22 protein-coding genes are annotated in these 22,718 nt (G+C 59.2%); 4 read left to right on the forward strand and 18 right to left on the reverse strand.

Features of this window, described 5'->3' with window-relative positions; translation table 11 throughout:
* The first annotated feature begins 56 nt into the window (after positions 1-56).
* Positions 57-1,286 carry an exonuclease subunit SbcD gene (sbcD, locus tag ACM62Q_RS08615; protein WP_415035582.1) on the forward strand — a complete coding sequence of 410 codons (1,230 nt, stop codon included), beginning with the start codon at positions 57-59 and terminating at the stop codon, positions 1,284-1,286.
* A complete protein-coding gene (locus tag ACM62Q_RS08620) occupies positions 1,283-4,789 on the forward strand; it encodes an AAA family ATPase (protein ID WP_415035584.1) in 3,507 nt (1,168 codons plus the stop codon). The genes sbcD and ACM62Q_RS08620 overlap by 4 nt, the downstream gene beginning before the upstream one ends.
* A gap of 51 nt (positions 4,790-4,840) precedes the next feature.
* Here ACM62Q_RS08620 and ACM62Q_RS08625 read toward each other — a convergent pair whose 3' ends face one another.
* Positions 4,841-5,470, reverse strand: a complete 630-nt coding sequence (locus ACM62Q_RS08625; RefSeq protein ID WP_415035586.1) for a rhodanese-like domain-containing protein — start codon at positions 5,468-5,470, stop codon at positions 4,841-4,843.
* A gap of 132 nt (positions 5,471-5,602) precedes the next feature.
* Here ACM62Q_RS08625 and ACM62Q_RS08630 point away from each other — a divergent pair, with 132 nt between their 5' ends.
* The gene (locus ACM62Q_RS08630) at positions 5,603-6,412 is read left to right on the forward strand and encodes a pyruvate, water dikinase regulatory protein (protein WP_415035588.1); all 810 of its coding nucleotides are present in this window, start codon (positions 5,603-5,605) and stop codon (positions 6,410-6,412) included.
* Positions 6,413-6,439: 27 nt separating this feature from the next.
* On the forward strand, positions 6,440-7,312 hold the full coding sequence (galU, locus tag ACM62Q_RS08635) for a UTP--glucose-1-phosphate uridylyltransferase GalU (protein WP_415035590.1): 873 nt from the start codon (positions 6,440-6,442) through the stop codon (positions 7,310-7,312).
* Here the strand turns inward: galU and ACM62Q_RS08640 are convergent.
* From ACM62Q_RS08640 to ACM62Q_RS08720, 17 genes are all read right to left on the reverse strand, one after another.
* Complete coding sequence (locus tag ACM62Q_RS08640; protein WP_415035592.1) at positions 7,303-8,082, reverse strand: TrmH family RNA methyltransferase; 780 nt, start codon at positions 8,080-8,082, stop codon at positions 7,303-7,305. The genes galU and ACM62Q_RS08640 overlap by 10 nt on opposite strands.
* The gene (rnhB, locus tag ACM62Q_RS08645) at positions 8,079-8,672 is read right to left on the reverse strand and encodes a ribonuclease HII (protein WP_415035594.1); all 594 of its coding nucleotides are present in this window, start codon (positions 8,670-8,672) and stop codon (positions 8,079-8,081) included. The genes ACM62Q_RS08640 and rnhB overlap by 4 nt, the downstream gene beginning before the upstream one ends.
* On the reverse strand, positions 8,660-9,808 hold the full coding sequence (gene lpxB / locus ACM62Q_RS08650; protein ID WP_415035596.1) for a lipid-A-disaccharide synthase: 1,149 nt from the start codon (positions 9,806-9,808) through the stop codon (positions 8,660-8,662). The genes rnhB and lpxB overlap by 13 nt, the downstream gene beginning before the upstream one ends.
* 4 nt (positions 9,809-9,812) lie before the next feature.
* The gene (gene lpxA, locus ACM62Q_RS08655) at positions 9,813-10,583 is read right to left on the reverse strand and encodes an acyl-ACP--UDP-N-acetylglucosamine O-acyltransferase (RefSeq protein ID WP_415035598.1); all 771 of its coding nucleotides are present in this window, start codon (positions 10,581-10,583) and stop codon (positions 9,813-9,815) included.
* Between the two features lies 1 nt (position 10,584).
* Complete coding sequence (fabZ, locus tag ACM62Q_RS08660; RefSeq protein ID WP_415035622.1) at positions 10,585-11,022, reverse strand: 3-hydroxyacyl-ACP dehydratase FabZ; 438 nt, start codon at positions 11,020-11,022, stop codon at positions 10,585-10,587.
* A gap of 18 nt (positions 11,023-11,040) precedes the next feature.
* Positions 11,041-12,081 carry a UDP-3-O-(3-hydroxymyristoyl)glucosamine N-acyltransferase gene (lpxD, locus tag ACM62Q_RS08665; RefSeq protein ID WP_415035600.1) on the reverse strand — a complete coding sequence of 347 codons (1,041 nt, stop codon included), beginning with the start codon at positions 12,079-12,081 and terminating at the stop codon, positions 11,041-11,043.
* Positions 12,081-12,578 carry an OmpH family outer membrane protein gene (locus ACM62Q_RS08670; RefSeq protein ID WP_415035624.1) on the reverse strand — a complete coding sequence of 166 codons (498 nt, stop codon included), beginning with the start codon at positions 12,576-12,578 and terminating at the stop codon, positions 12,081-12,083. Before ACM62Q_RS08670 ends, lpxD begins: the two co-directional genes overlap by 1 nt.
* 17 nt (positions 12,579-12,595) lie before the next feature.
* A complete protein-coding gene (bamA, locus tag ACM62Q_RS08675) occupies positions 12,596-14,875 on the reverse strand; it encodes an outer membrane protein assembly factor BamA (RefSeq protein WP_415035602.1) in 2,280 nt (759 codons plus the stop codon).
* The gene (gene rseP / locus ACM62Q_RS08680; RefSeq protein WP_415035604.1) at positions 14,875-16,242 is read right to left on the reverse strand and encodes an RIP metalloprotease RseP; all 1,368 of its coding nucleotides are present in this window, start codon (positions 16,240-16,242) and stop codon (positions 14,875-14,877) included. The genes bamA and rseP overlap by 1 nt, the downstream gene beginning before the upstream one ends.
* A 2-nt stretch (positions 16,243-16,244) precedes the next feature.
* A complete protein-coding gene (gene ispC / locus ACM62Q_RS08685) occupies positions 16,245-17,429 on the reverse strand; it encodes a 1-deoxy-D-xylulose-5-phosphate reductoisomerase (protein WP_415035606.1) in 1,185 nt (394 codons plus the stop codon).
* 4 nt (positions 17,430-17,433) lie between these two features.
* Positions 17,434-18,264 (reverse strand): phosphatidate cytidylyltransferase, encoded by an 831-nt coding sequence (locus ACM62Q_RS08690; protein WP_415035608.1) that lies wholly within the window; start codon positions 18,262-18,264, stop codon positions 17,434-17,436.
* Positions 18,257-19,018, reverse strand: a complete 762-nt coding sequence (uppS, locus tag ACM62Q_RS08695; protein WP_415035610.1) for a polyprenyl diphosphate synthase — start codon at positions 19,016-19,018, stop codon at positions 18,257-18,259. Before uppS ends, ACM62Q_RS08690 begins: the two co-directional genes overlap by 8 nt.
* 12 nt (positions 19,019-19,030) lie before the next feature.
* The gene (frr, locus tag ACM62Q_RS08700) at positions 19,031-19,588 is read right to left on the reverse strand and encodes a ribosome recycling factor (protein ID WP_415035612.1); all 558 of its coding nucleotides are present in this window, start codon (positions 19,586-19,588) and stop codon (positions 19,031-19,033) included.
* Positions 19,589-19,613: 25 nt separating this feature from the next.
* Positions 19,614-20,333 carry a UMP kinase gene (gene pyrH / locus ACM62Q_RS08705; protein ID WP_415035614.1) on the reverse strand — a complete coding sequence of 240 codons (720 nt, stop codon included), beginning with the start codon at positions 20,331-20,333 and terminating at the stop codon, positions 19,614-19,616.
* A gap of 38 nt (positions 20,334-20,371) precedes the next feature.
* Positions 20,372-21,268: a translation elongation factor Ts gene (tsf, locus tag ACM62Q_RS08710; RefSeq protein WP_415035616.1), complete on the reverse strand. Its 897-nt coding sequence runs from the start codon at positions 21,266-21,268 to the stop codon at positions 20,372-20,374.
* Between the two features lie 76 nt (positions 21,269-21,344).
* Entirely contained in the window at positions 21,345-22,088 is a 744-nt protein-coding gene (gene rpsB, locus ACM62Q_RS08715; protein WP_415035618.1) for a 30S ribosomal protein S2, read from the reverse strand.
* A gap of 213 nt (positions 22,089-22,301) precedes the next feature.
* The coding region (locus ACM62Q_RS08720) for an efflux RND transporter permease subunit (RefSeq protein ID WP_415035620.1) at positions 22,302-22,718 on the reverse strand (417 nt) is incomplete at its 5' end.

Consider the following 22,718-nt stretch of genomic DNA (forward strand, 5'->3'; position numbering starts at 1 on the left):
CTTTTCAAAAAAATCAAGCCTTTGATTTTTAGCCTCATTTCTTAAATAGCCGCCACATGCGCCTTCTGCACACTTCTGATTGGCACCTGGGCCAGAATTTCATGGGCAAAAGCCGTCAGGCCGAGCATCTGGCCTTGATCGACTGGCTGTGCGCCACCGTCGATACAATGCAGATCGATGCCGTCCTCATCGCTGGCGACCTGTTCGATACCGGCACACCACCCAGCTACGCGCGCGAGCTATACAACAAACTGGTGCTGCGCCTGCACGATATCGGCGTGCCGCTGGTGCTCATCGGCGGCAATCACGACGCTGTCGCCACCCTGGAAGAAAGCCGCCAGCTCTTTGCCCGCCTGGGGACTCGGGTCTTCGCCCGCGCCGAAGATGCGGCGCAACACGTTTTCACCATCAACGGCAAAAATGGCGAGCCCCTTTGTTTACTCGGGGCGATTCCCTATCTGCGCCCGCGCGAGCTGCTCTTTAGCCAGAGCGGGCAAAGCGCAGAAGACAAAGAAAAGGCGCTGCAAAACGCCATTCAAGCGCATTATGCGGCGGTTTATGCTGAACTCAGCGCCCAGCAAAGCGCCCTGGAAAGCCAGCTGGGAAAGCGTTTGCCCAGCATCATGAGCGGGCACCTCACCACCACCGGCGCAAGTTTGAGCGATTCCGTGCGCGAGCTTTACATCGGCAGCCTGCAGGCTTTTTCGGTGCAAGGTTTTCCACCTGCCGACTACATCGCACTGGGCCACATCCATCGCCCGCAGCAAGTTGCCGCGCACATTCACTACAGCGGCTCGCCCCTGGCGCTCAGTTTTGATGAATGCCGCCAGCAAAAACAAATGCTTTTGGTCGAGCTCGATAGCGGCGGCTTGCAGCGCATTACCCCCCTGCCCATCCCCTCTTTTCAGCCACTGCTGGCCTTACGCGGCAGCCTCGACCAACTGCCCGCCGCCATCGGCGCGGCCGCCGCCCAAGGCAGCCCGGAGCGCCCGGCGTGGTTGGAAATCACGGTGGAAAACGACGACTATCTCGCCGATCTGACGCAACGACTGCACGAACTCATCGCCGGCTGGCCGCTTGAAATTCTCTGCATTCGCCGCGCTCGCAGCGGACAAAGCGCAACCCTGCAAAGCCCACGGCGAGAGCGTCTGGATGAGCTCACCCCCGATGACGTATTTAGCCAGCGCCTAGCCGCCGAAAACTTGAGCGAGCCTTTCATTTCTGAATTACAGACCCGCTACCGCAGCACCCTGGAAAGCATCACCCACGGCGAGGCGCAAGCATGAAAATTCTGCGTTTGCGCCTGAAAAACCTGAATTCGCTCAAAGGCGAATGGGCGCTCGATTTTACCCAGCCGCCTTTCTCCGACAACGGGCTCTTTGCCATTACCGGCCCCACCGGTGCGGGCAAATCCACCCTGCTCGACGCCATCTGCCTCGCGCTCTACCACCAAACGCCGCGCCTGGACAAAATCTCCACCCAAAGCAACGACATCATGACGCGCCATTGCAGCGAATGTCTGGCAGAAGTGGAATTTGCCGTCAAAGACCAACGTTACCGCGCTTTCTGGAGCCAGCGACGGGCGCGCGACAAGGCCAGCGGCAGCCTGCAAGCAGCAAAGGTCGAGCTCGCCCGCTGCGCCCCGGCCGGCGATGAAATTCTCAGCACGCAAAGCGCCGACAAGCTCAAACGCATCGCTGAAATCACCGGCCTGGATTTTCCCCGCTTCACCAAATCCATTCTGCTTGCCCAAGGGGGCTTTGCCGCCTTCCTCAACGCCGGGGCCAACGAGCGCGCCGAATTGCTCGAAGAGCTCACCGGCAGCGAAATCTACGGCGAAATTTCCCGCCGCGTTTTCGAGACTGCCCGCGAGAAAAAACAAGCCCTCGCAGAATTGCAAACCCGCGCCAGCGCCGCTGCGCTGCTCGATACCGAAGCGCTGGCCGCACTGGCGACAGAAATTGAAGCGCTGACGCAAAATCAGCAGCAGCTGCAAAAAGAAACACAAGTTTTGCAGCAACAACGCCAGGAGGCCCAAGCCTTTATCCTGGCCGAACAAGAGCTTGCCGCCAACGCAACGGCGCTGCAGGCGCAAAACGCCGCCCTCGCAGCACTCGCCGGCGAACGGGCGCAGCTCGAGGCGGATCTGCCGGCGCAGGCCTTGCACAGCCCTTTCCAACACTGGCAAGAAGCACAGAAATTGCTGCAACAGCTGCACGCCGACAGCGAAAAACTCGAACAGCAAGGCCAACAACAAGAAAGCGCACATCGCCTGGCACAACAAAATGCCTATCGCCTCGCTGCCCAGGCCGCCGAACAAAGCGCCGAAGATTTAAGCCTTTTGCAAACGCAAGGCAAAACGCTGGATGCCTATCTCAGCAGCCACGCCCACCACGCCCGCTTGGGCGAGCTTTGCATCTACTGGCAGGCGCAGCTGGACAGCAGCCAAGCGCTGCATCAGGAAATCGCGGCGCAAGAAAAACGCCACAAAGAAATTCAGGAAGCGCACGCAGCGCTCGAACAGCAACTGCGCACCCATGACGCACAACAAAAAGCCGCCAGCAGCGCCCAAGAGCGCGCCACCAAAGCGGCCAAAGAAGCCGAAACCCGCTTGCACGCGCTACTCGATCAGCGCAGCAGCGCCGACTGGCGGCAAAGTTGGCAAAGCGCCCGCGACACACTCAATTTACTGCAACAAGCCGAAGCGCTTGCCCAACAACGCGCGCAAACGCAACTACGGCAGGCGGCGGTGGCGCAGGAGATCGCTGAACACAGCAGGCAGCTTGCGCAGCACAAAAATAATCTTGCCGAATTGCGCAGCAGCTATGAAAACCTCAAATCCCAGCTGGCCGACAAAGAAAAGCTTCTGGAGCAGGAAAAGCGCATCCAAAGCCTGGAACAACACCGGCAGCAACTCGCCCCGGGCGACCCCTGTCCGCTCTGCGGCGCACACGAACACCCGGCAATCGCTGCCTATCAGGCGCTCGACATCGAAGAGAGCCAGCGCGCGCTGGCAGAAAAGAAAGCCGCGCTAGAGGTTTTGACCGAAAAAGGGCTGCAAGCCAACCGCGCACAAGCCGCACAGGAAGCACGCCTGGCCGGTAGCCAAAAAGAACAACAAACCCTGGAAACTCAGCACCGCCAGCAAGCAGACGCTTGGCACAGCCTGGTGGAACAACTTGCCCACCCAGCGTGCACCGACGACAGCTGGCAAACCCCCGAACATCTCAAGGCAGCTAAAGAAGACAGCAAAAAACACTGCCAAAGCCTGGAAAACCACCTGCAACAGATCGACAAAAGCGAGCTTGCCTACCAAACCGCCCAGCAACAGTTGGCACAGGCCGAACAGAGTCGGCTGCACGGCGAAAATCAGGGCAAACTTTTGGCGCAAAATCTACTTGCCAGCCAGACACGCCAAACTGAAATACAAACGGCGCTCGCCAGCGCCCGCGACAAACACCAGCAGCAGTTGGCAGAACTCTCCCGCCATTGCACCCAAAACGGCTTTAGCGCGCCGACCAGCAACGATGCTGGGCAAAATCCCCCAGAAAAGAACGGGCTCGGCCCTTGGCTGCAGGCGCGTCAAGACGAATGGCAAACCTGGCAAACCCAACAGCAGCGCCAGCAACAGCTCGCCACGCTCTGCCAACAACAAAAAAACAACTTCGAGCGCCTCGAAACGCAGCGCATGCACTGGCAAACGCGCTTGCAAGACGCTGCCCTTCCCTTGCCAGAAGCCGCAATCGACCCTCTCCAGAAAAACTGCGCAAACCCAGAGCGGCAAGCCGCGCTCGATACGCTGCAAAATCAGATCGAAGAGATGCACCGGGCGCTCAATCAAACCCGTGGGCAACTGACGCAACTGGCCAAAGAACATCAACGCCAAAACAGCGCACACACGGCGGCCGAAAACGCCTGGCGCACCGCATTGGCGAACAGCCCCTTCGCCGACCTCGCCGCCTGGCAAGCTGCGCTATTGCCCGCAGAATTACGGCAGACGCTGAACCAACGGCAAAACGCCCAGCGTGACGCCGTGCAGCAAGCGCTCGCGCTCTACCAGGCGGCGCAGAAAAAGCTGGCCGAACGGCAGGCCCAGCGTGCCGCATTGCCGCCCTCTCCGCCCCTGGCCGAACTGGAACAGCAGCTCGCAACACGGGCCACCCAGCAAACCCGCAACAGCGAAACCCTGGGCGGGCGACGGGCCTTGCTCGAACGCGATCAAGCCGCACGCAAAATGCAACAAACCCTGCTGGCACAGATCGATGCCCAACAGGAAGACAGCAACTACTGGCAGCATCTGGACGCCCTGATCGGCTCCGCCAAAGGCGACAAATACCGGAAATTTGCCCAAGGGCTCACCCTGGAGCATCTCCTGCAACTGGCCAACCGCCACCTCACTCGCCTGCACGAACGTTACCAGCTGGCACGCAAAAGCACTGGCGAACTCGAACTCGACATCGTCGATGCCTGGCAAGGCGACATCCGCCGCGATACGCGCACCCTCTCCGGCGGCGAAAGTTTCCTCGTCAGCCTGGCCCTGGCCCTGGCGCTCTCCGACCTGGTCAGCCACAAAACCTCGATCGATTCCCTTTTTCTCGACGAAGGTTTTGGCACGCTCGATGCCGAAAACCTCGAACTCGCACTGGACGCGCTCGACACCCTGAACGCCGCCGGCAAAACCATCGGCATCATCAGCCACGTCACCCACCTGAAAGAGCGCATTCCGGTGCAAATCGAAGTGCGAAAAAACAGCGGCGTCGGCTATTCAGAACTGCGGGTGCGTGCTTGATTGGGTAATCCACCCGAACGGGAATGATTCAGAACCTCCTTGACACAGGAATCAGCGCGGGAAATACATCTTGGTCTTGTCGAGCTTGTACGTCCATGGCAAGCCGGTGTTCTTCCAACCATTCACCGCACGCTGATCGGCATACGGCCCTTCCTTCGCCATGTCGCCCTCGAAACCTTCGGCGACGCTGTACACCTTGCTGTAACCGGCCGCCAGCAGACGATCCGCCGCTTTCGAACTGCGGTCACCGGAGCGGCAAATGAGGATGATCACGGCCGACTTATCGAGCTTCATCTGCGCCAAACGACGCTCGATTTCCAGCACGAAATCGGGATTCTGTTCGAGCTTGTACATATGCCGCTTGTCATCCCAATCGGCCATCGCCGGAGGATGCTCGGCAAACGGCACCAGCGCGTCGGCATTGCCCGGCCAACCGACGTACATCGCCTCCGCCCGCGTGCGGATGTCGAACAGGGCGACCTGCTCGGGTTTCTGTCGCTTCATGTCGTAAGCGAGCGCCGGTGTCAGGTACAAGGCGGCCTTGCTGCGCTTAATTTCTGGCAGATTCGCCCAATCCTCACTGCCCGGCACCCAGTCCGCAGCGTGCGCCGCAGCGTGCGCCGCAGCGCAAAAAGCCAGACATAGGCCGCTCAGGAAAATTCTGCTTTTCTCGATAGTCATGATGAGTCCTCGTTCTCAGTAGGGGAATGCGGATTAAATCATAAAACACTAATGAACCTTCTTTCCCAGCACAAGCAGCACACCTGGCGTATCGGTTAGAATCCAGACTCTGCCCAGCCCAAGCCCATACGCATGATCAAACGCACCGTATTTTTCATTTCCGACAGCACCGGCCTCACGGCAGAAGCGCTCGGACATAGCCTGCTGACGCAGTTTGAAGACGTTGAGTTCAAACAGGTGCGCATTCCTTTTCTGGACAGCACGGAGAAGGCCCAAGACGCGGTGCAGCGCATCAACGGACAAGGCGAGCTCGACGGCATGCGCCCTATCGTGTTCACCACACTGGTCAACCGAGAGGTTGCCGCCATCGTGCATCAGGCCGATGCCTTTTGCCTGTCCTATTTCGACAGTTTTCTCGCCCCACTGGAAACCGAACTTGGCCTGAAATCCAGCCACACGGCAGGGCGCTCGCATGGCAAGGCGGATAGCCTGGATTACAAAAAACGCATCGAAGCCATCAACTACACACTGGCCCACGATGACGGCATTACCGACCGCGACCTGGCCGAAGCCGATGTGATTTTGGTCGCTGTTTCCCGCTGCGGGAAAACCCCTACCTCACTCTATCTGGCCATGCAATTTGGCCTGAAGGCGGCGAATTTCCCACTCATTCCCGAGGACTTTGACCGTGGCCGCCTGCCTGGTACCCTGGAAAAACACCGCAGCAAACTCTTTGGCCTGACCATCGACCCCGAGCGCCTGCACCAGATTCGCGAAGAACGCCGCGCCGGCAGCAAATACGCCGCGCTGCAAAACTGCCGCTACGAAGTCGCCGAGGCAGAAAAAATGATGCGCCGTGAAGGCATCCGCTGGCTCGACTCCACCACCAAATCGATTGAAGAAATCTCCGCAACGATTTTGCAAGAACTTAATTTACGCTAAGCAACTTTACGTTAAGCGACGACGACCATGCCCAAAATCAACAAAGCCGTTTTTCCCATTGCCGGTCTCGGCACCCGTTTTTTACCTGCGACGAAGGCTTCGGCCAAGGAAATGCTGCCGGTCGTCGATAAACCCTTGATCCAGTACGCAGTGGAAGAGGCCTACGCCGCCGGCATCCGCCAGATGATCTTCGTCACCGGGCGCACCAAACGCAGCGTGGAGGATCATTTCGATACCGCCTACGAACTGGAAAACGAGCTGGAGCGTGCCGGCAAGAACGAACTGCTGGCAGCTGCCCGCAGCATTGCCCCGGACGACATGATCTGCACCTATGTACGCCAACCGCGCGCGCTTGGCCTTGGGCATGCCGTACTCTGCGCGCGCGAACTGGTCGGCCAGGAGGCTTTTGCCATTTTGCTCGCCGACGATCTGATGGTAGGTCAGCCCCCCGTCATGGCGCAGATGGTCGAACAGTACGCCGAATGGCGGGCCAGCCTGCTCGCCGTGCAAGACGTGCCACCCGAACACACCCGCCGTTACGGCATCGTCAGCGGCAACCCGGTGAACGAAGATCTGCTGGACGTGGATGGCATCGTCGAAAAACCCGCGCCGGAAAATGCCCCCAGCACGCTGGCCGTGGCGGGGCGCTACATTCTGACGCACGGCATTTTCAATGAATTGGCCAACCTGCCGCGCGGCGTGGGTGGCGAAATTCAGCTGACGGACGGCATCGCCCGCCTGTTACGCCGGGAAAAGGTATTTGCCTACCGCTATCACGGCACCCGCTATGACTGCGGCAGCAAATTAGGTTTTCTGCAAGCCACGGTTGATCTGGGTGAACAGCACGCTGAAGTCGGCGCTGAATTCGCGGCCTGGCTGCGCGAACGCCCTCAGGGCTGAAGCAGCAAGCGCCGGCGCAGCTGCTCGAACAGGCAGACCGCCGCTGCCGCGCCGACGTTGAGCGACTCCGTACCGCCCGGCATGGGAATATGCACCCGCTGCTGCGCGGCGGCGATCAGTTCCGGGCGCACGCCCTGGCCCTCGGCACCGAATATCCAGGCGGCCGCACCCGGCCAGACGGTTTCGTAGAGCGAACGGGCTCCTTCCAGACAGGTCACCAGCGTGCTGCCCTGGTAATCCTTCATGAAGGCGAGCAGATCGGCATCGCTGTGAATCGCCAGCAGGAAATGCGCACCCTGCCCGGCGCGCAGCACCTTGGGCGACCACGGCGCGGCACAGTCCGGGCTGAGCAGCACCTGGCGCACGCCGGCCGCTGCCGCCGTGCGCAGCAAGGTACCGAGGTTACCGGGGTCTTGCACGCCGTCGAGGAGGAGCGCATCGCTGGCGTAATCGGGTTGCAGCGCCGGCTGCGGGATGGGCGCGACGGCGACGATGCCGCTCGGCGTCTCGACCAGCCCCAGTTCGCGCAACAGGGCGTCGCTGAGCAGCGTTACCGGCCGCGTGCCGAGCCAGGCGAGAATTTCCCGGTTCTGTCGGGCGCTGTGGCTGACGATCAGCGTTTCCAGCGCGCCGTACTGCTTTTCCCAGGCTTCCACCAGATGCAGGCCGTCGAGCAGGGTCAGGCCGCGCTTCTTGCGCTCGCGCGCCGATTCGGCGAGCTTTTTCAGCCCCTTGTAGAAGGCGTTGTCGCGCGAATGGATTTCCTTCATGGCAGCAGCGCCAGTTGCCGGGCGACCGGCGCAAAACTTTTGCGATGCACGGGAGATACGCCATGTTCCGCCAAGGCTGCACGATGAGCGGCGGTCGGGTAGCCCATGTGGCGATCGAAACCGTATTGCGGATAACGCGCATGGAGCGCCAGCATGCCAGCGTCGCGCACCGTCTTGGCAAGAATCGAGGCGGCAGCAATCGCCGCCACCTTGGCATCGCCCTGCACCACGGCCTCGGCCGGCACGGCGAGTTGCGGGCAGCGGTTGCCGTCGATCAGGGCGCGTTCGGGAAGAATTTGCAAGGCAGCCACCGCTCGCTGCATGGCGAGCAGGCTGGCATGCAGGATATTCAGGCGGTCGATTTCTTCCACGCTCGCTTCCGCCACGGCCCAGGCCAATGCCTGCTCCCGGATCGTCAGCGCCAAGGCCTCGCGTTTTCTGGCCGAGAGCTTCTTGGAGTCGTTCAAACCGGCGATGGGCCGCGCCGGATCGAGAATCACCGCAGCCGCCACCACCGGCCCGGCCAACGGCCCGCGCCCGGCTTCATCGACACCGCAGACCCGGCCCGCGAAGGTGCTCAACGCAGACATTCGAGCACCGCTTGGGCGGCCTTTTCCGCCGTATTCTGACGCAGTTGCAGATGCAGTTCGGTAAACGCCGCTTCGATTTCGGCGGCCTTGTCTTTATCGACAAAAAGCTGATTCAGCGCCTCGGCAAGGTTTTCCGGGCTTGCGGCATCCTGCAAAAACTCCGGCACGACAAAGCGCCCACACAAGATGTTGGGCAGCCCCACATAGGGCAGATAGGCCATGCGCTTCATCAGCCAGTAAGAAAATTTGGCAATTTTGTAGGTAATCACCATGGGGCGCTTGATCAAGGCCACTTCCAAACTGGCCGTGCCGCTCGCCACCAAGGTCACATGCGCAGCCCCAACAGCATCTTGCGCATGACCGAACAAGAGGCGAAAGGGGATGTCTCCAGCCTGCTGTCGATACAGCGCTTCTTCAAATTGCAGACGAGTTTCACGCGTTGCCAAGGGCACGACGAATTGCGCTTGCGGCTGATAGCGCTCGCGGATCAGGCGAGCGGTTTGAATAAAGTTATCCGCCATCGCCACCAGTTCACCCCGCCGGCTGCCCGGCAATAAAGCAAATAACGGGACATTTTTGGGTAAACCAAGTTTGTCGCAGACGGCCAGGCGATCCGTCGTCAAGGGAATGCTGTCGGCCAGCGGGTGGCCGACATAGCTGACCGGAATGCCCTCTTTTTGATACAGCGGCGGCTCCATCGGAAACAAGGCAAGCACCCGATCGACCGCCTGCCCGATTTTATGAATACGCCCGCCGCGCCAGGCCCAGATCGAGGGACTGACATAGTGCACGGTGGCAATGCCGGCCGCTTTCAGGCGGGCTTCCAGGCCGAGGTTGAAATCGGGCGCGTCGATGCCGATGAAAATATCCGGGCGCTCGGCTTGCAGGCGTTTTTTCAGCTGCCGCCGAATGCCGGCAATGCGTCGGTAATTTTTCAACGCATCCCAATAGCCCATCACCGACAACTCGCCCATCGGCCACCAGCAGCGCATGCCTTGGCCTTCCATGCGCGGGCCGCCGATGCCGTAGAACTGCGCGGCGGGTAGTTTTGCCTTGAGTGCGGCGATCAAATGCGCGCCCAGCAAATCCCCGGAGGCTTCGCCTGCCACCAGGGCGATACGTAAACCGTCTTTCATAGCCTTAGCGAATGATGCCGCGCTTGGAGACTTCCAGAAAATCGACGAAGGGCTTCACTTCCGGCTGGGTTTGCGCCGCTTCACTCAACTTGCTGCGCGCCTCCTCCAGCAACAAGCCGGACTTGTACAAGGTACGGTAAGCGCGCTTCAGGGCGAGCAGCGCATCGGCGGAAAAGCCGCGCCGCTTCAGGCCTTCAACGTTGATGCCATAGGGCTGGGCGGTGTTGCCCGCCGCCATCAGATAAGGCGGCACGTCTTGCAAAATGACCGTGCTGACCGCCGTCATGACGTGCGCACCAATGCGGCAGAACTGGTGCACCCCGGTAAAGCCGCCGAGAATGGCCCAATCATCCACCGTCACATGCCCGGCGAGCGAGGCATTGTTGGCAAAAATGCATTTGTTGCCAACCTGGCAATCGTGCGCAATATGCACATAGGCCATGATCCAGTTGTCATCACCGATGCGGGTGACGCCCTTGTCCTGCGCGGTGCCCAGATTGAAGGTGCAAAATTCGCGAATGGTATTGCGGTCACCGATTTCCAGCCGCGTCGGCTCGCCGGCGTATTTCTTGTCCTGCGGCACTTCGCCCAGAGAACAAAACTGAAAAATACGATTATCGCGGCCAATTCGGGTATGGCCGTGGATGACGACATGCGGGCCAATCTCAGTGTTGTCGCCGATTTCGACCTGCGGGCCGATGATGGAATAAGCACCGATGCGCACATTGTTGCCGATGCGCGCGGCCGGATCGACCAAGGCGGTAGCGTGGATCATGTCAGAGATCCCGCTTGGCACACATCAGTTTGCCTTCTGCCGCAAGCTGGCCGTCGATGCGCGCTTCGCCCTTGAATTTCCAGACGCCGCGCATCTGGCGCTCGACTTCGACATGCAGATGCAACTGGTCGCCCGGCAGCACCGGCCGCTTGAAGCGCACTTCGTCCAGCCCGGCGAAGTAGAACACGGTGTCCGGTGCCGGTTTTTCGCCCAGCGACTTGAAGGCCAGAATACCGCCCGCCTGGGCCAGCGCTTCCATGATCAAAACGCCCGGCATTACCGGGTGATGCGGAAAATGACCGACAAAAAACGGCTCGTTGATGGTGACGTTTTTATAAGCGTGAATCGATTTATTGGGCACGATTTCGAGCACACGATCGATCAGCAAAAAAGGATAGCGGTGCGGCAGGTGCGCAAGAATTTCGTGAATATCCATCAACATGCGTACAAATCCCTGTTATTCGTTTTCAATGGTTTTCAATTTTTTTTCCAGCTCGGCCACCCGTTCCGCCAATTTGGACAGACGCCGGATGTGCGCGGCGTTACGCACCCATTCCTCGTGCGTATCGAGCGGGAAGACGCTGGTGTAGAGACCGGGCTGGTTGATGTTCTTCATTACCAGCGAGCCGCCAGAAATCGTGGTGTTCGGTGCCAGGCTGACATGGCCGGAAATCATGCCAGCACCGCCGACGATGCAATGCTCGCCCAAGGTCACGCTGCCGGCAATGCCGGTGCAGCCGGCGAGCACGGAATAGGCGCCGATCTGGCAGTTGTGCGCCACCTGCACGAGGTTATCGATTTTTGCGCCTTCGCCGATCACGGTGTCTTCCAGCGCACCGCGATCGATGGTGGTGTTGGCACCGATTTCGACATCGTCACCTATCCTTACCGCGCCGATCTGGGGGATTTTTACCCAGGTTTTACCGTCCGGCGCAAAGCCGAAACCGTCCGCTCCGATCACTGCCCCGGAATGGATGATGACGCGCTCGCCCAGGGTACAGCCGGGGTAAATCGTAACGTTGGGATAAATGATGCTACCCGCGCCAATTTTCACCCCATCGCCGATCACGGCCTGCGGATGAATGACGACGTTTTCGCCCAGCACCACATCTCGGCCAATCACGGCCAGCGGCCCAACCGCCGTGCTGGGCGGAATGTCTGAAGCGACCACGGCACTTGGATGCACACCGCTAAAACCCGCACTGGCCGGATACAAAAGACCGGCGACACGGGCGTAGTAGGCATAGGGATTGGCAGTCACGATGCGTGGCCCAGCAAAACCGTCGGCGGCATCGGCTGCCAGAATGACGGCGGAGGCACGACAGGTCTGCAACTGGTTTTTGTATTTGCGGTTGGCGAGGAAAGCGATATCCCCCTCGCCCGCATTCGCCAAGGTGGCGAGGCGCGCGATACGGGTTTGCGGATCGCCATGCACATCGCCGCCCAGGCGGGCGGCGATGTCAGCGAGCGTCCAGGATTGCGCGCCGGCTGCGGCCATTATTTGCCTTCCGACAAGGCCTTGATGACGCGCTCGGTAATGTCCAGACGCGGGCTGACCCAGACGACGTCTTGCAGGATCAAGTCATATTTGTCGCTCTCGGCAATCTGCTTGATGGCACGATTGGCCTTTTCGATCACCGCAGCATTTTCTTCGTTCTGGCGCAAATTTAGATCTTCGCGGAATTCGCGCTGGCGGCGCTGGAATTCGCGCGACAGGTCGCCGAATTCCTTTTCCTTGTTGCGCCGGTCGTTTTCCGAAAGCGTCACCGCATTCTTTTCCAGCGCTTCCTGCATCCCTTGCAACTGCTTGGCCATGCGCTGCAGTTCCTGATCGCGCTTGGAAAATTCGCCTTCCAGCTTCTTGCCGGCTTTTTGCGCCAGCGGCGCATCGCGGAAAATACGCTGGGTATCGACATACCCCACCTTCAATTCAGCGGCCTGTGCCGCACCGAAGGCGGTTAACAAGGATGCAAGAATGAGCGTTTTAGCTTTCAACACAAATGACTCCTGACTTAGAAAGTAGTACCCAGCTGGAACTGGAAGGTTTCTGCCTCGTCGCCGCTCTTCTTGTTCAAGGGCATACCGACGCTGAATTTCAAAGGACCCACCGGCGACATCCAGGCCGCCGTAACCCCGGCTGAATAGCGCAACTCGCCGGCATCGAGCTTGTCCTTGGCGGCATAGACCTGACCGGCATCGAAGAATAAACCGAGACGGGCTGCATTCTCAAGCCCCGGCAAAGCCCATAACAACTCGACGTTGCCGATGAGCTTGCGGTTACCGCCAAGGTGATCGTCGCCTTCCATCGTCTTCGGCGTGCCCAGGGTGCTCGACTTATAGCCGCGCACCGAACCGATACCGCCGGCGTAGTAGTTCTTGAAGAAGGGCAGCCCCTTGCTGTTGCCATAGCCGTCGGCATAGCCCACTTCCCCCCCCAGCATGAGAGTGAAACGTTTCGACAGCGGGAAGAATTGTTGCACCTGGTAGCCTGCGCGGTAATATTTCAAGTCGCCACCCGGCATAGTAATTTCAAAGCTGGCGCGCTGATAGGTGCCCTTGGAGGGGAAGAAGAAGCTGTTCTTCGAGTCGCTCACCCAGGCCAAGGTCAGCGGGAAGGAGGTATTGGTCTTACCGAACTCCTTGACATATTTCTTGTAGTAGCTGGGGCTGTCATCGAAGGTTTCGATGGAGGTCGTGTCCGCACCCAGGCCGAAGGAGAAGGACTCGGTTTCGCTGATCGGGAAACCGAAACGAATGCCACCGCCGGTAGAGGCCGATTTGTAGTCGGCAATATTGGTCGAGCTGGTATCGACCTTGCGGTGGTAAACATCAAAGCCCTGACTGACACCATCCGGCGTGAAGTAAGGATTGGTGTAAGACAAGGAATAGGTGCGCTGGGACTTGGCGGTGTTGACCTGAATCGACACATTATTGCCGCTGCCCATGAAATTACTCTGCGAAATACCGCCGGACAAAATCAGCTTGTCGGTGCTGGAAGTTCCCGCGCCAAGCATCAAGTTACCGGTGGGTTTTTCGACCACGCTGACATTGACATCGAGCTGATCGCTGGTGCCGGCCACTGGCGGCGTATCAACGGTGACTTCCGAAAAGAAGCCCAGACGGTCGATGCGCTCGCGCGATTTCTGCATTTTGTCAGCGTCGTACCAGGCGCTTTCCATCTGGCGGATCTCGCGGCGTACGACTTCGTCGCGGGTGCGGGTGTTGCCGCTGACGTTGATGCGGCGCACATACACCCGCTTGCCCGGATCGATAAAAATGGTGAAATCGACGAGGTGCTTTTCGGCGTTGATTTCGGGTGCGGCATTGACGTTGGCAAAGGCATAGCCTTCGGCGCCCAGGCGATCGGTGATCGCCTTGGTCGATTGATTGAGTTTTTCACGCGAAAAAATCTCACCCGGACGCACCGTCACCAATTTGCGCAAGTCTGCCTCGGAAATCGACGATTCCCCGGCCAGCTTGACCGAGGCCACCCGGAAACGCTCACCTTCCTTGATATTCAAGGTGATGAATACATCCCGCTTATCTGGAGAAATGGAAACTTGCGTTGATTCAACATTGAATTCGAGGTAACCCCGATCAAGATAAAACGATTTCAGTTTTTCCTGATCCGCAGCCAATTTTTGCCGCGAATACTGGTCGTTTTTTGTATACCAGGTCAGCCAACCCGGTGTCGTCAGATCGAACAGGCTGGTGAGTTCTTTTTCCTTGAAGGCCTTGGCACCAACGATATTGATCTGGCGAATCTTGGCGGCATCGCCTTCGACGATATTAAAGTTGATCCCCACCCGATTGCGCTCGAGCGGTGTTACCGTCGTCGTAATTTGCGCAGCATATTTGCCGCGTGACAAATATTGGCGTTTCAGTTCCTGCTCGGCTTTATCGAGCAAAGAACGGTCAAAAATACGCCCGGTGGCGATACCGACTTCTTTCAAGGCCTTGATGATGGCGTCTTTTTCGAATTCCTTGAGGCCAACGAAGTTGATCGAAGAAATCGCCGCACGCTCTTCCACAATAACGACCATCACCTGGCCGTCGACATCGATGCGCACATCCTTGAAAAAACCGGTGGCAAACAAACCCTTGATGGCCTGCGCGGCCTTGTCGTTATCCAGGGTGTCGCCGACCTTGACCGGCAGATAACTGAACACCGTCCCCGCTTCCGTGCGCTGAATCCCCTCGACCCGGATATCTTTTACGGTAAACGGCGAAAACGCCGCCGCAGGCAAAGCAAACAAACCAGCGATCAGGGCAGGCAGCAGGGATTTTTTCATCATGAATCGCCGAAAAGGCGAGTGAAATCGTTGAACAGCGCGAAGGCCATCAATGCAAAAAGCATGGCCATGCCAATTTGCTGCGTCAAGGCCACAACCCGCATCGAGAGCGGTTTACCGCGAATAACTTCGGCGGCATGATACACCAAATGCCCCCCGTCCAGCACCGGGATCGGCAAGAGGTTCAAGACCCCCAGGCTGATACTGATCAAAGCCATGAATTTGACATAGTAATCCAGCCCCAGCCGCGCCGACTGCCCCGCATAATCCGCGATGGTGACAGGGCCAGAGAGGGTTTTCCAGGAGACTTCGCCGAGCAGCATCTTGCCCATCATGGTCAGCGTAAACCAGGATTTTTCCCAGGTTTCGCGCAAGGCTTTACTGGCGGCGGCCAGCGGCGCGTAACGCACGAAAGTGCGCAAATTACGCCCATCGCCGCCCGGCGCAACCGCCACACCGATGCGACCAAAACGCAGGCCACGTTCATTGACTTCTTCCGGCGTCACGGCCACCACGAAATGCCGGCGCTGGCGCTCCAAGTCGAGTTTGAGTTGCTGCCCGGGGGCTTTGCGCACGATTTGTACGAACTGATACCAATTGGCAACCGGCCGACCATCCACCGCCAAAATACGGTCGCCGCTTTGCAAACCGGCGCGTGCGCCCGGCGTATCCGCGTCCACCGCGCCGATCACGGGCGGCAAATCCGGGCCATGAAACTGCACGCCCAAACGGGCCAGAACATCACCTTCCCAGGCTTCTTCACCGGCGCGTTCCAGCATGAGATAGCGTAAGCGCTGCTCCCCCTGGGCATTCACCACCTCCAGCTCGACCGACGGCTGTTGCGTGGCTTTATGTAAAAGAATCCAGCGCAGATCGCTCCAGCTCGCTACCGCCTCACCATCGACCTTACGCACCTCTTCCCCGGCGAGGATGCCGGCTTCTGCCGCCGGCGTGTCGATCGGCGGCGTGCCCAGAATCGGGCGCAATTCATCGCTGCCGAGCATGAACACGCCCCAGTAAAGAAAAATTGCCAGTAAAAAATTGGCCAGCGGCCCCGCCACGACGATCAGACTACGCTTGCCGACCGTCTGCCGGTTGAAGGCGCGCGCCGCTTCATGCTCAGCCACCTCGGCTTCGCGCTCGTCGAGCATCTTGACGTAACCGCCCAAAGGAATCGCACTGAGCGCCCATTGCGTTTGATCGACACCAAAACGACGCTGCCACAGCACCGGGCCGAAGCCGACCGAAAAACGTAAAATCTTGACGCCGCACCAGCGCGCCACAAGAAAATGGCCCAACTCATGCGCAACCACCAGTAGCCCGAGGGCGACGATGAAGGCCGCTGCGTAGAAAAGAAACTGTCCCATATTCAGCGCCGCTGCTCGATCAAGGCGTTGGCCACACGCCGCGCCTCGGCATCCGCCGCGCGCACGTCGTCCAGGCTGCCTTCCGGGCCGGCGGGCAGGCGTTGCAGCACACTTTCGTTGATGCGCGCAATGTCGAGAAAGCCCAGGCGGTTTTCAAGGAAGGCGGCTACCGCAACTTCATTGGCCGCATTCAAAATCGCCGGCGCCGTGCCGCCGGCGCGCAATACGTCATAGGCCAGTTGCAGGCAGCGAAAACGGGCAAGATCGGGCGGATAAAAATCCAGCCGCCCCACCTTGAACAAATCCAGTGCCGCCACCCCGGCGGCAATGCGCTCCGGCCAGGCGAGTGCGTAGGCAATGGGGGTGCGCATGTCCGGGTTACCGAGTTGCGCCAGCACCGAGCCATCGACGTACTGCACGGCGGAATGGATCACGCTCTGCGGGTGCACCACCACCTCGATCATGGCGGGCGGCGCAGCGAACAACCAATGCGCCTCGATGACTTCCAGCCCCTTGTTCATCAGGGTCGCCGAATCGACCGAAATCTTGCGCCCCATCACCCAGTTTGGATGGGCGCAAGCCTGTTCCGGCGTGACCGAAGCCAAGGTGCTCAGCGATGTTTCGCGAAACGGCCCACCGGAGGCGGTGAGCAGAATTTTTTCCACGCCGCAGGCCGGCAAACCGGCGGAAAAATCGGCGGGCAAGGCCTGAAAAATGGCGTTGTGCTCGCTATCGACCGGCAACAGGGTCGCGCCGTGCTGGCGCACGGCACGCATGAACAATTCGCCGGCCATGACCAGCACTTCCTTGTTCGCCAGCAACACCCGTTTGCCCGCCTGGGCGGCGGCCAAGGTCGGCTCCAGACCGGCGGCACCGACGATCGCCGCCATCACGGCATCGACCTCGGGAGCCGCTGCCACTGTGTTTTGCGCCGCAGCACCGTGCAAAACTTCGGTTTTCAGGCCTGCCGCGCGGCAACGTAACGCCAGTTCGGCAGCGCCTTCGGCACTCGCCAGCACGGCAAAACGCGGCGTAAATTCCAGACATTGGGCAAATAATTTATCGATTTGGCGCTGTGCGCACAGCGCAAACACCTGATAACGCCCGGGATGACGCCGTATCACATCGAGCGTGCTGCCTCCGATTGAACCGGTCGAGCCAAGAATCGTGATTTGCTGGGGCTTCATGCCGTCACGCCGGATAAAGCGCCATGAGCCAGGCCAATGCCGCCAAAGGCAAGGTCGAGGTCAGGCTGTCGATACGGTCGAGCACGCCGCCGTGGCCGGGCAGGATGTGGCTACTGTCCTTGAGGCCGGCCTTGCGCTTGAGCAAAGACTCGAACAAATCCCCGACGATGCTCACCAAGGTCGCCAGCAAAAGTGCCAGCATCCAGGCCGTCAGCGGCACCTTGCCAGCGAGCAGGAAATGGCCAATCACCAAACCGTACAGCATCACACCAATAAACGCGCCCAGCGCGCCTTCCTGAGTTTTTCCCGGGCTGATGCTGGGTGCGAGTTTGTTTTTGCCAAATTTTCGCCCCGCAAAATAAGCGGCAATATCGGCCACCCAGACCAGCGCCATGACGGCCAGCAGCGCCCCCGGATGCAGCGCCCGCAGCTGCACCAGCGCCAGCCAGGTCGGCAGCAGCACGAGCGCGCCGACAAACACGCCGGCGATGCCAGACAGAGGCCACTGACGATTGAGCCAGAGCGGCACCACGAACAGCCAGAAAACAACGGACAAGGCATATGCCGCCAGCACCCACGCCGCATCCGGGGCAAACCCGGCAATTCCCAGCGCCGCCGGATCGATTTGCGTCAGCGCGGCGCACAGCAAGGCCACTGCGCCACCCAAAATCCGGCGCGCATTTTGCCCCCAGCCCAAAAGTGCTCCCCACTCCCAGGCGGCCACGCCGATCACTGCGGCAATCAACAAGGCCCAGCCCAAGGGCGGCAACCAGAACATGCTGGGCAAAAGCAGGCCCACCAAAACGAGCGCTGTAATGACCCGGGTTTTAAGCATGCGGTGACTCCGTCAGCTGCTCGCTGGTGCGCCCAAAGCGGCGCTCGCGTTGTTGGTAAGAGGAAATGGCGCGGTCGAATTCGACGGTATCGAACTCCGGCCACAGGGTCGGCGTGAAATAAAACTCGGTGTAAGCCATTTGCCAAAGCAGGAAATTACTCACCCGCGCTTCACCGCCCGTGCGGATATATAAATCCGGTTCCGGCGCGTAGGCCATGGACAAATAGGGGGCGAGATCACCCTCCTCCCACTGCCCGAGTTTTTCCGGCTGCGCCGCCGCCAGACGATTGGCCGCCTGCAAGATATCCCAGCGCCCGCCGTAATTGGCGGCGATGGTGAGGTGTAAGGCGCTGTTTTTTTCGGTATCGCGCTCGGCTTGCTGAATCAAAGCCTGCAGACGCGGTTCAAAACACGACAAATCGCCAATCACCCGCAAACGCACGCCGTTACGCTGCAGGCGCTCGATTTCCTGCTCCAGCGCCTTGACGAAAAGCTGCATGAGCAAGCTCACCTCTTCCAAGGGGCGACGCCAGTTTTCGGACGAAAAAGCAAACAGGGTGAGGTAGGAAATTTTGCGTTCGAGACAGGCGCGCACCATTTCGCGCACCAGTTCAACGCCTTTGACATGACCGGCGACGCGCGGCAAAAACCGCTTTTTCGCCCAGCGCCCGTTGCCGTCCATAATGACCGCAACATGTTCCGGAACCGCGCTGGCTACCGGAATTTCCCGCGTCGAACTGGAAAAAATTCCCATCCGGGAAAACGATCAGATCTGCATCAGCTCGGCCTCTTTGGCGGCGAGCATTTTGTCGACTTCAACAATATTCTTATCGGTAAGTTTTTGAATGTCATCCTGGGCGCGGCGCTCGTCATCTTCCGAGATTTCGCTCTTCTTGACGCCTTCTTTCAGGTGATTATTGGCATCACGGCGCAGGTTACGAATGGCCACCTTGGCCCCCTCACCCTCGGTTTTGACGACCTTGATCATTTCTTTGCGCCGCTCTTCCGTCAAGGCCGGCATGGGCACGCGGATCAATTCGCCTTGCGTGGCCGGATTCAAACCCAGGTCGCAATCGCGAATGGCGCGCTCGACCTTTTGCACCATGTTCTTTTCCCAGGGCTGCACGCCGAGCGTGCGCGCATCGACCAAGGTGATGTTGGCGACTTGGTTGACCGGCACCATGGAGCCGTAATAATCGACCTGCACATGATCGAGCAAGCCGATATGGGCACGGCCCGTGCGGATTTTCTGCAGGTCGAGCTTCAGTGCCTCCAGCGTTTTGAGCATTTTTGCTTCGGCGGTTTTCTTGAGTTCGGCAATCATCTCTTTTCCTCTGCCTAAGTTTTACTCAACAGTAGACCAGCGTGCCTTCGTTTTCGCCGCACACCACGCGCTTTAACGCGCCGGGCTTGAAAATGGAGAACACGTTGATCGGCAATTTTTGGTCACGGCACAGGGCAAAGGCCGTGGCATCCATGACCGCAAGATTTTGGGCAATCGCTTCATTGAAGCTGATTTTGTCATAACGCGTGGCGCTCGCGTCTTTCTTGGGGTCGGCGGTATAGATGCCGTCCACCTTGGTCGCCTTCAAGACGATATCGGCACCGATTTCAGAACCGCGCAAGGCCGCCGCCGTATCCGTCGTGAAGAAGGGGTTACCGGTGCCCGCACCAAAAACCACCACCTTGCCTTCTTCCAGATAACGAATGGCCTTGCCGCGAATGTAAGGCTCGATCACCTGCTCGACATTGAGCGCCGATTGCACGCGCGAATCCAGGCCAATGCGGCGCATGGTGTCGGAGAGCGCCATGGCATTCATCACCGTGGCGAGCATCCCCATGTAATCGGCAGTGGCGCGATCCATCCCGGTGGCCGTACCGGCCATGCCGCGAAAGATGTTGCCGCCGCCAATCACCACACCGATTTCCACACCGAGCTCGGCCACCGCCTTCACTTCCTGACAAATGTCGGTGATCACCTGCGGGTTGATCCCGTAGGCGTCGCTGCCCATCAGGGCTTCGCCGGACAATTTAAGCAGGATGCGTTTGTATTTAGGCGTGGCGTTCATCGGTATTTCCTTTGTTGCTCTACTTCAATACGGCCAAATTACTTGTTGGCGGCGGCAGCAGCTTGCGCGGCGACTTCGGCGGCAAAATCATCCACCTTCTTCTCGATGCCTTCGCCGACCAGATACAGCTCAAAGCCAGCAACGCTCGCGCCCTTCTGTTTCAGAAGCTGCTCGATGGTCTGCTTGCCGTCTTCTGCCTTGACGAACACCTGACCGAGCAGGGTCACGTCCTTCAGGTATTTTTGCACCGTGCCTTCGGCGATCTTTTCCAGCATCGCTTCCGGCTTGCCGGCTTCACGCGCCTTCTCGATGGCCACGCGGCGCTCGGCATCCAGCAGTTCGGCCGGCACGCCGGAGGCATCCAGCGATTTCGGCTTGGAAGCGGCGATGTGCATGGCGATGTCGCGGCCCAGCTGCTCGTCGCCACCAACCAGATCGACCAACACGCCGACCTTGGCACCACCGTGGATGTAAGACATCAGCTTGCCCTGCGCGGCGCGGCGGGCAAAACGGCGGATGCTCATGTTCTCGCCGATCTTGCCGACCAGTGCGGCGCGGGTCGATTCCACCGTACCTTCGCCCATCGGCAGCGCCGCCAGCGCGGCCACGTCGGCCGGGTTCTTGTCGGCCACCAGTGCGGCGCAGCCATTGGCCAGCGCGATGAATTCGTCGTTTTTGGCGACGAAATCGGTTTCCGAATTGACTTCGATCAGCGCACCGGTCTTGCCGTCGGCAGAAATGCTGACGGCCACGATACCTTCGGCGGCAATACGCGCCGCCGCCTTGCTCGCCTTGTTGCCCAGCTTGACGCGCAGAATTTCTTCCGCCTTGGCCATGTCGCCGTCGGCTTCGGTCAGCGCCTTTTTGCATTCCATCATCGGTGCGTCGGTCTTGCCGCGCAGTTCAGCCACCATGCTTGCGGTAATTGCCGCCATATTCTTTCTCCTGTGCTGATAAAACAAGCGGAACCTGTTGTTCCGCCTGGGTATTTCTGATCAAGCCTGGCTGGAATTACTCGCCGGCTTCTTCGACTTCAACAAACTCGTCGTCACCGGACGCAACGATTTCCTGCACGGCCATGCTGCGCCCTTCGAGGATGGCATCCGCCACGCCGCGAGCGTAGAGCTGAATGGCGCGCGACGAATCGTCGTTGCCCGGAATCACGTAATCGATGCCTTCCGGCGAGTGATTGGTATCCACCACGCCGATCACCGGAATACCCAGTTTGCTGGCTTCGGTAATGGCGATTTTGTGGTAGCCGACGTCGATCACGAAAATAGCATCCGGCAAGCCGCCCATATCCTTGATCCCGCCGATGGATTTTTGCAGCTTTTCCAGTTCGCGGCGGAAAGTCAGCGCTTCTTTCTTCGACATCTTTTCCAGATCACCGGCCTCAACCGCCAACTCCATGTCTTTCAGGCGCTTGATCGAGGTCTTGACCGTCTTGAAGTTGGTCAGCATGCCGCCCAGCCAGCGCTGATCGACACAAGATGCCCCAGCGCGCTGCGCCTCTTCACCCACGATCTCACGCGCTTGACGCTTGGTGCCGACGAACAGGACATTGCCGCGATTGGCCGACAGCTTTTTCACAAAAGCCATGGCTTCGTTGTACTTGGCCAGGGTTTTTTCAAGGTTAACGATGTGGATTTTATTGCGGGCACCGAAAATATACGGGGCCATTTTCGGGGACCAAAACCGGGTTTGGTGGCCAAAGTGAACACCAGCTTCCAACATATCGCGCATGGTTACGGACATTTAAAACTCCTTTAAGGGTTAAACCGCCACCCGCCGCAAACGCCCGTCTTCTTTGAATTTTGACGAACACCCTTAAACAGCGGAGGCATGGAATTTGGCAGCCGATACCGCTGGCTGCCGTTTTTTCCTGACGAATTTTGACAGGGAAAAACTTGCAGATTGTAGCAAGAAAATGCACAAAACAAAATAAAAACGCGCTTTTACAACAAGCTCTCAACCCGTCTTGCGCCGCGCCAAGACCGTATATACCGCCGGCACCACGAAGAGCGTAAGCAAGGTACCGAGCAGCAGGCCACCGACGATGACCCAGCCGATTTGCTGGCGGGATTCGGCACCGGCACCAGTGGCGAGCGCCAGGGGAATGGCACCGAGCACCATGGCGCCGGTGGTCATGAGGATGGGGCGCAGGCGCAGTTCGGCGGCTTCGATGACGGCTGCAGTCAACTCGCGCCCCTGGGCTTGCAACTGGTTGGCAAATTCGACAATGAGAATGCCGTGTTTGGTGATGAGACCGACCAAGGTCACCAGACCGATCTGGCTATAGACGTTGAGCGTGCCGTTGGTGGCCCACAGGGCGAGCAGCGCGCCGGCCATGGAGAGCGGCACGGTGAGCATGATGATGAAGGGGTC

Source organism: Azonexus sp. (assembly GCF_047638095.1).
Lineage (GTDB): Bacteria > Pseudomonadota > Gammaproteobacteria > Burkholderiales > Rhodocyclaceae > Azonexus.

Excerpts from the sequence above, each read along its gene's own strand:
- sbcD (WP_415035582.1), top strand. The coding sequence starts at position 57 with ATGCGCCTTCTGCACACTTCTGATTGGCACCTGGGCCAGAATTTCATG.
- ACM62Q_RS08620 (WP_415035584.1), top strand. The coding sequence starts at position 1,283 with ATGAAAATTCTGCGTTTGCGCCTGAAAAACCTGAATTCGCTCAAAGGC.
- ACM62Q_RS08625 (WP_415035586.1), bottom strand. The coding sequence starts at position 5,470 with ATGACTATCGAGAAAAGCAGAATTTTCCTGAGCGGCCTATGTCTGGCT.
- ACM62Q_RS08630 (WP_415035588.1), top strand. The coding sequence starts at position 5,603 with ATGATCAAACGCACCGTATTTTTCATTTCCGACAGCACCGGCCTCACG.
- galU (WP_415035590.1), top strand. The coding sequence starts at position 6,440 with ATGCCCAAAATCAACAAAGCCGTTTTTCCCATTGCCGGTCTCGGCACC.
- ACM62Q_RS08640 (WP_415035592.1), bottom strand. The coding sequence starts at position 8,082 with ATGAAGGAAATCCATTCGCGCGACAACGCCTTCTACAAGGGGCTGAAA.
- rnhB (WP_415035594.1), bottom strand. The coding sequence starts at position 8,672 with ATGTCTGCGTTGAGCACCTTCGCGGGCCGGGTCTGCGGTGTCGATGAA.
- lpxB (WP_415035596.1), bottom strand. The coding sequence starts at position 9,808 with ATGAAAGACGGTTTACGTATCGCCCTGGTGGCAGGCGAAGCCTCCGGG.
- lpxA (WP_415035598.1), bottom strand. The coding sequence starts at position 10,583 with ATGATCCACGCTACCGCCTTGGTCGATCCGGCCGCGCGCATCGGCAAC.
- lpxD (WP_415035600.1), bottom strand. The coding sequence starts at position 12,081 with ATGGCCGCAGCCGGCGCGCAATCCTGGACGCTCGCTGACATCGCCGCC.
- bamA (WP_415035602.1), bottom strand. The coding sequence starts at position 14,875 with ATGAAAAAATCCCTGCTGCCTGCCCTGATCGCTGGTTTGTTTGCTTTG.
- rseP (WP_415035604.1), bottom strand. The coding sequence starts at position 16,242 with ATGGGACAGTTTCTTTTCTACGCAGCGGCCTTCATCGTCGCCCTCGGG.
- ispC (WP_415035606.1), bottom strand. The coding sequence starts at position 17,429 with ATGAAGCCCCAGCAAATCACGATTCTTGGCTCGACCGGTTCAATCGGA.
- ACM62Q_RS08690 (WP_415035608.1), bottom strand. The coding sequence starts at position 18,264 with ATGCTTAAAACCCGGGTCATTACAGCGCTCGTTTTGGTGGGCCTGCTT.
- uppS (WP_415035610.1), bottom strand. The coding sequence starts at position 19,018 with ATGGGAATTTTTTCCAGTTCGACGCGGGAAATTCCGGTAGCCAGCGCG.
- frr (WP_415035612.1), bottom strand. The coding sequence starts at position 19,588 with ATGATTGCCGAACTCAAGAAAACCGCCGAAGCAAAAATGCTCAAAACG.
- pyrH (WP_415035614.1), bottom strand. The coding sequence starts at position 20,333 with ATGAACGCCACGCCTAAATACAAACGCATCCTGCTTAAATTGTCCGGC.
- tsf (WP_415035616.1), bottom strand. The coding sequence starts at position 21,268 with ATGGCGGCAATTACCGCAAGCATGGTGGCTGAACTGCGCGGCAAGACC.
- rpsB (WP_415035618.1), bottom strand. The coding sequence starts at position 22,088 with ATGTCCGTAACCATGCGCGATATGTTGGAAGCTGGTGTTCACTTTGGC.